We start from the raw sequence: 11,930 nt of genomic DNA on the forward strand, positions 1-11,930 counted from the left end.
GAGCGCGCCTTCGGAAGGCCGGGGAATCCACAAGCTGGCGAGACTGCACACCTTGAATCGCGTGGCGACTCAGGTGTGGGATCAGTACGTCCTGCAAGGACGGCGCGCTCGTATGGGGTGCCGATCCGTAGCTTTTTAAGTCGATCAAGGAAATAGATTGAAGTTGTAATGTCATGTCGTTAATTAGGTATGCATAAGGAGTCAAGAAATAATCAATTCGACCGGGCTCGTCAGGTGAGGAACGTGACAGAAGTGAAGCGGCATGAAGTTTCGAGAAAGCGGCAATAGGGGATGCGAAGCGAAGCCGCATTTCCAATGACGCGGTCCGCTGTAAAGAGAGTTGAATTACCGTGCGTCCCAAAGTTGACCGGATGCAAGGGACTGGACGATCCCTGGACATATGCCGGTGGATCCAAGCAAAAAAAGTGGCGCGATGCGACAGCGTCGTCAAATCTGATACGGGGGTTCACGAGACCTTGCTTCGCATAACCGAAGTGGGCGTGACCGACGAGTGAGAGGGGGAAATAGTGAAACCAAGGAAATTGGCAGTAGCCATTCGAAGAATAGTCTGGGCTGAACTTGCGTTCTCAGCGGCGTTTGCCGTACCTGCGTTTGCCCAGAGCCAGGCAGTGACTAACGGCGCCGCTACGGCCGTCGCGGCAGAAAATGCAGCCGCGCCGGCAGCGACGCAGCAACCAGGCGCGAGCGCGGAGACGGGTGAGGCCAGCACGGGCAGCGCGACCGCCACGACCGGGGGCAATACAACCGTCAAGCAGCTGAAGAAATTTGAGGTGACCGGTTCGCTGATCCGGCAATCGGACAAGACCGGCTTCCAGCAGGTGCAAACGATCAGCCAGAAAGACATTCAGAATAGCGGCGCGACAACGGTGGCCGACTACCTGCGCACTGTCTCGGCCAACTCCGCCAATAGCTGGAGCGAAGGACAGGCGGGCAACTTCGCAGCCGGCGCGGCTGGTATCGCTCTGCGCGGCTTGAGCGAGAAGTACACCCTCGTGCTCGTCGATGGTCAACGCGTTGCGCCGTTCGCCTTCTATTCGAACAGCACCGACAGCTTCTTCGACCTCAATACCATCCCGCTCAACGCCATCGATCGCATCGAGATCGTAAAAACCGGCGCGGTGTCGCAATACGGCTCGGACGCCATTGCGGGGGTGGTCAACATCATCACGAAGCACGATTTCCGCGGCCTTCAGCTCGACGGCAGCTACGGCAGTTCGGTGAGCGACGGTGGCGGCAACGGCACGACGAAGTTCGGCATTCTGGCGGGCTTCGGCGACCTCAATGCGGACCGCTTCAACGTCACTGCGTCCGCGAGCGTCTATCACTCGGCGGGCTCGACGCTGGCCGACCGGGACTCCACGGCGGCGCAGGACTTCACGGACAAGCCGGGCGGCCTCTCGCTGCTCGCGCCGTCCTATTGGCAGACGAGTCCCACCACTGCTCAGGCGTTGAGCGGGTGTCCATACGGCGGCGCGGTCCATCCGGCCGCGAGCAATTTCCTGGGCGCCGCTGCAGGGCTGGGCGGCACGGTGTGCGCCTTCAACACCGCCAACAGCATGTCGATCGCGCCGGAGACTACGCGTGCGAGCGTGAAGGTCCATGCCGACTTCAAGGTCGACGACACGACCACTGCCTTTGCAGATCTCTGGGAAAGCTACAACCAGACGACCACGAACGACGGTCTCTGGAACAACATCGTGGGCAGCCCGCAAACGCCGACGCTGACATATACACCGGGCGTCGGTCTGACGCCGTTCAACAACGTCGTGCCGGCAAGCAATCCGTACAACCCGTATGGCGTGGCGACTCCGCTCACCTATTCGTTCCCGAATACCGTGGCAGAAGAAACTGACGCGAACTTTTGGCGCGCGTCCACGGGCATTCGCGGTTCATTCACTGTGCCGAGGTATGGGGATTGGGACTGGTCGACTTCATATAGCCACTCGCAGAGCAACGTTTCGAACACGTATACGAACCAGCTCAACACAGCGACGCTGAATAACATCTACCAGAACGGCACGTTCAACTTCGCCAATCCGTCCTCGACGCCGAATGGCTTTAACGGCCTGTACATGGATGCGAACAACCAGGGGATCTCGAAGCTCGATACGGTTGACGCAACGCTGGCCACGCCGAACCTTTACCATCTGCCCACGGGCGATATCGGTGTCGGCTTCGGCGCGCAGTTCCTGCACCAGAGCGAAGTCATCAACCCGGGCGCAGAGTTTTCTCAAGGCCTCGTGGCGAACCCGATGCTGCAGACCGTCGACGGTCAACGCAATGTCGCGGCGGTGTACTACCAGGTCGATGTGCCCATCGTCCACAACCTGACGTTCAGTCAGTCGGGCCGGTATGACCACTACAGCGACTTCGGGGGCGCGTTCTCGCCGCGCTTCGCCCTGCGCTACCAGCCCGTCCAGGCGCTGACGATGTACGGCTCCTATAACCGTGGCTTCCGCGCACCGACGTTCGTCGAAAACAGCACGTCGCAGACGCTTGGTATCCAGCAATCGGCCACCGGTACGGTTACCACGATTACTGAGGGCAATCCGAACTTGCAGCCGGAGCGCACGCGCAACATCAACCTCGGCTTCCAGACGTCGCCGACGCGCACGACCGATTTCGGCTTCGACTGGTACAAGATCCGTGTCGATCACGTCATCGGCGAGGCGGCTACGCCGTCGCAGGTCGTGACGAATGCGCAAGGCCAGGTGCTTTATGAAGTTTTCCCGTATGAGAACCTCGGCTACCTCGACACGAACGGCTTCGAAGGCACCTTCCGCCAGTCGTTGCCGACGAAGGCTGGCACGTTCACGCTGTTGGCCGACTGGGCGTACGTGAAGGACTTCACACTGGGGCAGTCCACGGGCCCGATCAACGGTGCAGGCAACAACTACACGATCACGCAGCCGTTCGGCGGCAGCTTCCCGCGCTGGAAGGGAAATACGACGCTCTGCTGGGCAAATCACGGCTGGAACGCGGCGCTCACGTGGCAGTTCACTGGCCCGTATGCGCAGACGTTGTCGGTGGCGGCGCCCACGCCCGTAGCCGACAAGGTGGGCTCGTACAGCCAGTTCAACTTGATGGTCACCTACACGGGCATCAAGCACTGGACGATCTACGGTGGCATCAACAACATCTTCAACCGCACGCCTCCGTTCGATCCGATCTTTGCCAGCAGCGCGCTCGACCAGACTGGCTACGACACGTCGCTGTACAACTATGTCGGCCGCTTCGCGCAGATCGGAGGGACGTACAAGTTCTGAGCAAGCGGCGCAATGTAGTGGGTAGGTATATGAGGCAGGCGGCTTTGGCCGCCTGCCTCGAAAGTTTCCTGAAGTGGCGAGCGACGGCGGCAGACCCCTGCCACGTCGGACAGACGAACCGTGCAACGGCCACGCGCCGGTGTACGTCCTAATGCAGACAGACGATGAGATTGAAGAAGTTGAGCTTGTCACGATTCTCGCCGCATTGGTCGGGCGCTACGTCCGCTTTGGGCCTGGCAGTCGGTGTCGGCATGCTTGCGATGCCGCCGGCGCAGGCGGCCACGGCGCTCGCGCAGTACGACCAGCCGAAGTATCCCCCCGGCTTCACCCATTTCGACTACGCGGACCCTGATGCGCCGTCGAATGGCGTCCTGAGCTTCGAAAACTACAATGATTTTCAAAGCTACGATTCGCTGAACCCGTTTCTTGTGCGAGGTGCACCTGCGCCGGACATCCAGAATCTGATGTTCGACACGCTAATGCAGCGCAGCTGGGACGAACTGGCCTCCGAATACCCGCTCATCGCCGATAACGTTGCCGTCGCGGCCGACCTCTCGTCTGCGACGTTCCATATCAACCCGGCTGCGCGTTTCTCAAACGGCGATCCGGTAACGGCGGCCGACGTCAAATATTCGTTCGAGACACTCACGAGCCCTCAGGCTTCGCCGCTCTTCAATGCGCAGTTTTCGGTGATCAGAAACGCTGTCGTGGTGAACCCCTCGACGATCCGTTTCGAGTTCCGTCGCGCGGAGCGCGATGCGCCGCTCATTGCGGGCGACTTGCCCATCTTCTCGCCGAAGTGGGGGATGAAATCCGACGGCACACATATTCCGTTCGACCAGCTCTCGAACGTGCCGCCCATAGCGAGCGGTGCATATCTGATCTCCGAACGCAAGAACGACAAGCAGATTGCGTATCGCCGCAATCCTGCGTACTGGGCGGTTAACCTGCCCACGCGCCGCGGCATGTATCACTTCGAGCGCATCACGTTCAAGCTTTACCTCGACCTGTACACGCAGCTCGAGGCGTTCAAGGCTGGCGATGCCGATGTCCATGTGGAAGACAGCGCGACCCAGTGGGCACGCAAGTATGTGGGCAAGAATTTCCGTAACGGCATGCTAAAGCAGGCCAATTTCCCGGACGGTCCGGCGCAGATGCAGGGAATGCTCTTCAACCTGCGCAAGCCGATGTTCAAGGACGTACGCGTGCGCCACGCACTTTCTCTCGCGTTCGACTACGACTGGATGAACCGCATGATGTTCTACGGTCAGTACCGGCGCCTGCACAGCTATTTCGAGGCGAGCCAATTCGGCGCGACCGGCATGCCGGGCGAGAAAGAGTTGAAGCTGCTCGAACCGTGGCGCGCGAGCCTGCCGCCGGAAGTTTTTGGGCCGATGATGAAGCAGCCTACGACGCTGCCACCCGATTCGCTGCGCGGCAATTTGCGCGAGGCGCGCGATCTGCTTGCGCAGGCCGGGTGGCACTATCGTGACGGCGCGCTGCGCAATGCCGCGGGCGAGCCCCTGATCATCGAAATCCTCGACGACCAGCCGGGCATGGACCGCGTGATTCTGCCTTATACGCAGGCACTCGCGACGCTTGGTATCAACGCGCATCTGCGCGAAATCGACAGTGCGCTGTACCAGAAGCGCCTGGACAACTTCGACTACGACATGACCACCTGGCTCTACAGCCCGGTGACGATTCCCGGCGCGGAGCTTGCTCGTCGCTTTGGCAGCGCAGCTGCCTTGGAGGCGGGCTCGGAGAACTATCCGGGCGTGCGCTCGCAGGCCGTCGACGCGCTCGTGAAGGCGGTGCAGGTCGCGAACACGCTCGACGACCTTGAAGCGGCCACACGTGCTCTTGATCGGGTGCTGATGAACGAGTACTACCTCGTGACCGAGTACTACGCTCCCAACGCGCGCATCGCATACAAGACGTCGCTCGGCTTTCCGTCCGTCGTGCCCGTATCGTTCGGGGCTCAGGACTGGATCGTCGACTATTGGTATCGCAAGCGGCAAAACGTGCAAGTCACCGCCCAGACCGCGCAAGCGGTTGCCCACTGAGGAGCACCATGTTCGCTTACATTTTTCGACGTCTATTGCTGATAGTGCCGACGCTGATCGGCGTCGTTACGCTGACGTTCGTCGTCACGCAGTTCGTGCCGGGCGGCCCCGTCGAGCAGATCATGGCGCAACTGCGCCATGGCAATACGCGCGGCGGCGAGGCCGGCGCAGGGGGGGGCGGCTATCACGGCAGCCAGGGCGTGGATCCGCAACAGATCGAGCAGATCAAGAAGGAGTTCGGTTTCGACAAGCCGCCACTCACGCGCTACCTCCTCATGCTGAAGAACTACGCAACGTTCGATCTGGGCCAGTCGTATTACCAGCACGACAGCGTCTGGAACGTGATTCGGTCGAAGTTGCCGGTTTCCATCACGCTTGGCTTGTGGACCGTACTGCTAACGTATGTGATATCCGTGCCGCTCGGCATCGCCAAGGCCGTGCGCAACGGTTCGCGCTTTGACACAGTGACCAGCGTACTTGTGCTCTCGGGTTACGCGGTGCCGGGGTTTGTGCTCGGTGTGCTCCTGCTGATGCTGTTCGGTGGTGGCACATTCTGGCAGGTGTTTCCCATGCGAGGTCTCACGTCCGACAATTTCGCCGACCTGAGCCTCGCGGGTAAGGTGCTCGACTACCTGTGGCACATCGTCCTGCCGGTAACGGCCTCTGTGGTTGGCAACTTCGCGATCGTCACGATCCTCACGAAGAATACTTTCCTCGAAGAAATCGGCCGCCAGTACGTGTTGACCGCACGGGCAAAAGGCGCGCCCGAACGCGACGTGCTGTGGAAGCACGTATTGCGCAACGCCGCCATTCCGCTCGTCACGGGCCTGCCCGCCGCGTTCGTGAGCGCTTTTCTGAACGGCAACCTGCTGATCGAAACACTGTTCTCATTGGACGGCATGGGCCAACTCTCTTACGACTCTGTTATCCGCCGCGATTACCCCGTCGTGCTTGGCTCGCTGTTTCTGTTCACGCTGATTGGCCTCGTAACCAAACTCATTGCTGACGTCTGCTATGTCCTCGTCGACCCCCGCATCCAGTTCCACCGTCTGGACCGCTGATTCCGCAGCCGTTCCGCACGTATCCTCGGTCTCGCCCTGGCGGCGCACGTGGCGGCGCTTTCGCGCACAGCCGCTCGGCTACTGGAGTCTCGTCATCTTCGTCACGCTGTTTGCGATCAGCATGCTCGGCGAGGTGCTGGCAAATGACCGGCCGCTCGTCGTGCGTTACGACGGTCAATATTACTTCCCGATCGTCAAGGACTATCCGGAGACGATCTTTGGTGGCGACTTCCCGGCGAGGACCAACTATCTCGACCTTTATATCCGGCAACGTCTAGAGTCGAACGGCAATTTTGCAATCTATCCGCTCAATCACTTTCATTACGACACCATCGACTACTTCGCGGCGCGACCGTATCCGTCCGCGCCGTCGGCCACAAACTGGCTCGGTACCGATCAGTTCGGCCGCGACGTGCTTTCGCGATTGCTCTACGGCTTCCGGCTTTCGGTGCTGATGGCCCTGGCGCTTACGGTTTCGGGCGTCGCACTGGGTGTGTTGACAGGCGCGGTGCAGGGCTACTATGGAGGACGTACAGATCTCATTGGCCAGCGGCTCATCGAAATCTGGAGCTCGATGCCGGACCTCTACCTGCTTATCATCTTCGCGTCGATCTTCGAGCCTACGCTTTGGCTGCTATTTATCCTGCTTTCTATGTTTGGGTGGCTTGTACTTTCCGATTACGTGCGCGCTGAGTTTCTGCGCAACCGTTCCCTCGACTACGTGAAGGCTGCGCGCACGATGGGTCTCTCAAACTGGCAGATCATGTGGCGCCACGTGCTGCCAAACAGCCTGACGCCGGTCATCACATTTCTGCCTTTTCGCATGAGTGCGGCGATTCTCTCGCTCACGAGTCTCGATTTCCTCGGGCTGGGTGTGCCGCCACCTACGCCGAGCCTTGGCGAGCTACTGCAAGAGGGCAAGAACAACCTCGGAGCGTGGTGGATCTCGCTTTCTGCCTTTGCGGCGCTCGTGATTACGCTGCTGTTGCTCACGTTCATGGGCGATGCACTGCGTAATGCACTCGATACGCGTAAGCGTGGGTCGGCGTTCGGCGGAGGTAAATAATGAATGGTCCTTTGCTGGAAATCGAGCGCTTTTGCGTGCGTTTCGGTGAGAAAGTGGCAGTGCGCGAATTGAGTCTCTCGATTGCACGCGGTGAACGCGTGGCGCTCGTCGGGGAGTCGGGGTCGGGAAAGAGCGTGACGGCCTTGTCGATCCTGGGCCTCGTCGAGCATGCACGGTTCTCGGGACGCATGCTGTTCGACGGTGAGGATCTGCTGCTGAAGAGCGAGCAGCAGATGCGCGGCATTCGCGGAGCAGATATTGCGATGGTCTTTCAGGAGCCGATGACTGCCCTGAATCCGCTGTACACGGTGGGCAAGCAGATTGCCGAAAGCCTGCGCCTGCACGAAGGTCTGAGCGCCGGCGCGGCGCGTGAGCGCGGTATCGAGCTGCTGCGGCGGACCGGCATTCCCGAGCCGGAGCGCCGCATCGACAGCTTTCCGCACCAACTGTCTGGCGGACAGCGCCAGCGTGCGATGATCGCGATGGCGCTCGCGTGCCGCCCGCGGCTGCTGCTCGCCGACGAGCCCACGACGGCGCTTGATGTGACCGTGCGCGAGCAAATTGTCGACCTGCTGATCGAGCTACAGGAGCAGGAGGCGGCAGCCAGTGGCATGGCCGTATTGCTCATCACGCATGACCTGAATCTCGTGCGGCGCTTTGCGCAGCGCGTGGCGGTGATGGAGAAGGGCGTGCTCGTCGAAACGAACACGACCGGGGCTCTGTTCTCGAACCCGCGGCATCCCTATACACAGCGCCTGATCGATAGCGAACCTCGTCGCGAGGTGGTTCAGGTTGAGGCCGATGCGCCGTCGATCCTCGATGTGAAGAGCCTGGTCGTGGACTACCGAACGGCCGCGAAGGGCTGGCGGTCGTTGTTCGGGAGCTCGACTTTCCGTGCCGTGCACGAAGCGGACCTTAGTCTGCGGCGCGGCGAAACGCTCGGTATCGTCGGCGAGTCGGGCTCTGGCAAATCGACGCTCGCGGCCACGGTGCTCGGGCTGAAAAGCGCGGCGGCGGGCGAGATCCGCATCGACGGGATCGCGCTTTCGGCGCAACGCAAGGCGAGCGCGCGCCGCGCATTGTACTCGCGTATGCAGGTGGTGTTCCAGGATCCATTCGGCTCGCTTTCTCCGCGCATGACGATTGAGCAGATTGTCGGGGAGGGGCTGGCCGTCCACAAACCGGAGGTTGACGGACCCGCGCGGCGCATGCGCATCGCATCACTGCTCGAGGAAGTGGGGCTGCCCGCCGATTCGATGCAGCGATACCCCCACGAATTTTCGGGCGGCCAGCGGCAGCGCATCGCTATTGCGCGTGCGCTGGCGGTCGAGCCGGAACTGATTGTGCTCGATGAGCCGACCAGCGCGCTCGACGTCTCGATTCAAAGACAGGTGCTCGCGCTACTGACGAACTTGCAGAAGAAGTACAAGCTGAGTTATTTGTTCATCACGCATGATCTGGCCGTTATGCGCGCGATGGCGCATCGCGTGATCGTGATGAAAGCGGGCCGTATCGTCGAGCAGGGTGACACGCTCGACGTACTGCACGCGCCGTCACATCCCTACACTCAATCGCTGCTGGCGTCGTCTATGCTGCACGAGCCAACAGCGCTACAGGAGAAAATTGCATGATCGAAGAGCGTTGGGTTCAGGGTGCGCGCACGTTGCGGAGCAGCGCCGATTTCTGGTCGCTGCGCATGGTGGACGAATTTGTCGAGGACCACGTGGTGCGCAACGACATCGCGCAGCCGCTGTGCGTAATGCGCGAGCGCGGCGCAATGCTGACAGCCTGGGCCGGTGCTGGCGCGGGCTATGCGGCTACCGCCGATCTCAGTGCTGAGGGGTTCCAGCGTGCGCTCGAGATCGCCACGGCGCGGGCGTTAGCATGTGCGCCAGTCTCGTTGATCGATCATCGCCGCATTGCCCGGCCCGTTGCGAGTGGCAGCTATGCTTCACCGAATGTCGACGCGCCGCTCCTCACCCGACGTGAGTGGATCGGCCTGCTCGCGCACGAATGTGCGTCGGCGAACCTCGATGCGCGCATCGTCGAGCGCGTGGCGAGCATGCACGTTGCACACGCGGATCAACTCTATCTCACGAGCGACGGCGTGCATATCGAGCAGCGCTTTCGCTACCTCATGCCAGGACTGAGCGTGGCAGCGCATGCCAACGGCGACACGCAGGTGCGAACGCTTGCCGGGGACCACGGCGCGCTCGGGCAGGGAGGCCTCGAGATACTCGCACGGCACGGCTTCAATGGCGCTGGTGCCCGTGTGGCAGACGAGGCGCTGCAATTGCTCGCGGCACCGAATTGCCCGTCTGGCACACGCGACCTGCTGCTGATGCCGGACCAGATGATGTTGCAGATTCACGAATCGATCGGTCATCCACTCGAACTGGACCGGATTCTTGGCGACGAGCGCAACTTCGCTGGCTGGAGCTTCGTGAAGCCGGAGATGTTCGGCAGCTATCAATACGGCTCCCCGTTGCTGAACGTGACGTTCGACCCGGAGCTGCGCGAAGAAGCCGCTACATATGCGTTCGACGACGAAGGCAGTTCGGCGAGCAAGCAATACCTGATCCGCAACGGCGTTCTGGAGCGGCCGCTTGGTGGGGCACTCACGCAGCAGCGCGCCGGGCTGCCAGGGGTCGCGAACTCGCGGGCGGCCAACTGGAATCGCCCGCCTATCGACCGCATGGCGAACCTGAACATCGAGCCCGGGACAGAGACACTCGCCGCAATGATCGCAAACATCGAAAACGGCATTCTGATGACTTCGAATACGTCCTGGTCAATTGACGACCATCGCAACAAGTTCCAGTTTGGTTGCGAATATGGCCGGCTCATCGAGAACGGCAAGCTCACGCAGGTCGTTAAGCAACCTAATTATCGCGGCATCTCAGCGAGCTTCTGGCGCAGTCTCGTTGCCGTAGGCGACGCGAGTACCCGGGAGGTCTACGGCACGCCTTATTGCGGCAAGGGAGAGCCTGCGCAGGTGATTCGTGTGGGGCACGCGTCACCCGCGTGCGTCTTCAGCAACGTAGACGTATTCGGAGGCGCCTGATGAGCGATACACTCTTTGCGAGCAAGCGTGTGGCGGTGGATTGGCACACGCATTTCATGATGCTTGCTGATGCGATCGACCGGTTGTTGCTGGCCGGTGAAACGGCACTTCTTTCTTTTGCCGGAGAGCAGTCGGACTTCATTCGCTTCAACGGCGGCAAGGTCCGGCAGATGGGCCTGGTCTCGCAGGGCAAGCTCACGCTCCGCCTGATCGATGGCGCGCGCCAGGCATATTCCACGCTCGACATCTGCGGTAATGCTGATCAGGATCTGCGCGATGTGGGCGCTACGTTGCAAACGCTTCGCTCGGGCCTGCGTGATGCGCCTGATGATCCGCACCTGCTCTACGACACGGCGCCGTGGCAGCATTCGACGCGGCGCACGGGACGGCTTCGGGATCCGCATGCCCTCGTCCATGTGGTGGCCGAATGCGCACGAGGGCTCGATTTTGTGGGCTTCTACGCGGGTGGCACGCTAGCGCGTGGCTTCGCCTCCAGCTGCGGCAGCCGCGGCTGGCACGAAGTCGAGAACTTCTGCTTCAGCTGGTCGCTCTATCATCCCGGCGGCCGCGCAATCAAGACGACTTATGCGGGTGAGAACTGGGACGACGCGAAGTTTGCCAGCAAGGTGCAGGAGGCGGCGGCGCGCCTGCCCGTGCTAGCGCTCGCACCGCGCGCGCTCGGTCCGGGCCGGTACCGTGCGTGGCTCGCGCCAGCGGCGCTCGAAGAGCTGCTGGGCGTTGCTGCGTGGGGCGGCTTTTCGGCTCGCGCGCAGGCTACGTCACAGAGTCCGCTTTACCGGCTGCATGGCGGCGAGCTTTCACTCGATGCGCGTGTCTCGATCACTGAAGACCTCGATCTTGGTATTACACCTGCCTTCAACGACGACGGCTATTTGCGCGAAAGCGTGCCGCTTGTGCTTGAGGGGAGGAGCGTCGCGCAATTGACTAACGCCCGGACGGCGCGTGAGTACGGCCTGATACCCAACGGTGCGCTGGCTACCGAGGCGCCGTCGTCCCTTTCGATGTCGGGCGGCGACCTCGCGGATGCGGATGTACTCGCGGCGCTTGGCACGGGTCTCTACGTCGGCAACCTGTGGTACGTGAACTTCTCGGACCGCATGAGCTGCCGCCTTACCGGCATGACGCGTTTTGCGACGTTCTGGGTGGAAGAGGGACGTGTGGTCGCACCGGTAGACGCCATGCGCTTCGACGACAGTCTGTACGGCCTGTTCGGCGAGCGCCTCGAGCGTCTTGGTGCGCAACCCGAACTGCGCATCTCCGAAGACACGTGGGGGCAACGCGCGACGGGCGGCATGCAACTGCCCGGGGTGCTGGTGAAGTCGTTTGAACTGACGCTGTAGCCTGCCTGTCTGTCCCCGACGACGC

General features: G+C 61.4%; 7 protein-coding genes. All 7 read left to right on the plus strand.

The window, feature by feature from the left end; translation table 11 throughout:
- The first annotated feature begins 527 nt into the window (after positions 1-527).
- The 7 genes from L0U84_RS42375 (at position 528) to L0U84_RS42405 (ending at position 11,905) form a co-directional block, all read left to right on the plus strand.
- Entirely contained in the window at positions 528-3,287 is a 2,760-nt protein-coding gene (locus tag L0U84_RS42375) for a TonB-dependent receptor domain-containing protein (RefSeq protein WP_233860078.1), read from the plus strand.
- Between the two features lie 251 nt (positions 3,288-3,538).
- Positions 3,539-5,353, plus strand: a complete 1,815-nt coding sequence (locus L0U84_RS42380; RefSeq protein ID WP_233860379.1) for an extracellular solute-binding protein — start codon at positions 3,539-3,541, stop codon at positions 5,351-5,353.
- An 8-nt stretch (positions 5,354-5,361) separates the two neighbouring features.
- On the plus strand, positions 5,362-6,414 hold the full coding sequence (locus tag L0U84_RS42385; protein WP_233860079.1) for a microcin C ABC transporter permease YejB: 1,053 nt from the start codon (positions 5,362-5,364) through the stop codon (positions 6,412-6,414).
- Complete coding sequence (locus L0U84_RS42390; protein ID WP_233860080.1) at positions 6,368-7,480, plus strand: ABC transporter permease; 1,113 nt, start codon at positions 6,368-6,370, stop codon at positions 7,478-7,480. Before L0U84_RS42385 ends, L0U84_RS42390 begins: the two co-directional genes overlap by 47 nt.
- On the plus strand, positions 7,480-9,111 hold the full coding sequence (locus L0U84_RS42395; protein ID WP_233860081.1) for an ABC transporter ATP-binding protein: 1,632 nt from the start codon (positions 7,480-7,482) through the stop codon (positions 9,109-9,111). The genes L0U84_RS42390 and L0U84_RS42395 overlap by 1 nt, the downstream gene beginning before the upstream one ends.
- Entirely contained in the window at positions 9,108-10,544 is a 1,437-nt protein-coding gene (locus tag L0U84_RS42400; RefSeq protein ID WP_233860082.1) for a TldD/PmbA family protein, read from the plus strand. The genes L0U84_RS42395 and L0U84_RS42400 overlap by 4 nt, the downstream gene beginning before the upstream one ends.
- Positions 10,544-11,905, plus strand: coding sequence for a TldD/PmbA family protein (locus L0U84_RS42405; protein WP_233860083.1), 1,362 nt, complete (start codon positions 10,544-10,546; stop codon positions 11,903-11,905). The genes L0U84_RS42400 and L0U84_RS42405 overlap by 1 nt, the downstream gene beginning before the upstream one ends.
- Positions 11,906-11,930 lie beyond the last annotated feature (25 nt).

This window comes from Paraburkholderia sp. HD33-4, assembly GCF_021390635.1.
Classification (GTDB): Bacteria; Pseudomonadota; Gammaproteobacteria; order Burkholderiales; family Burkholderiaceae; genus Paraburkholderia.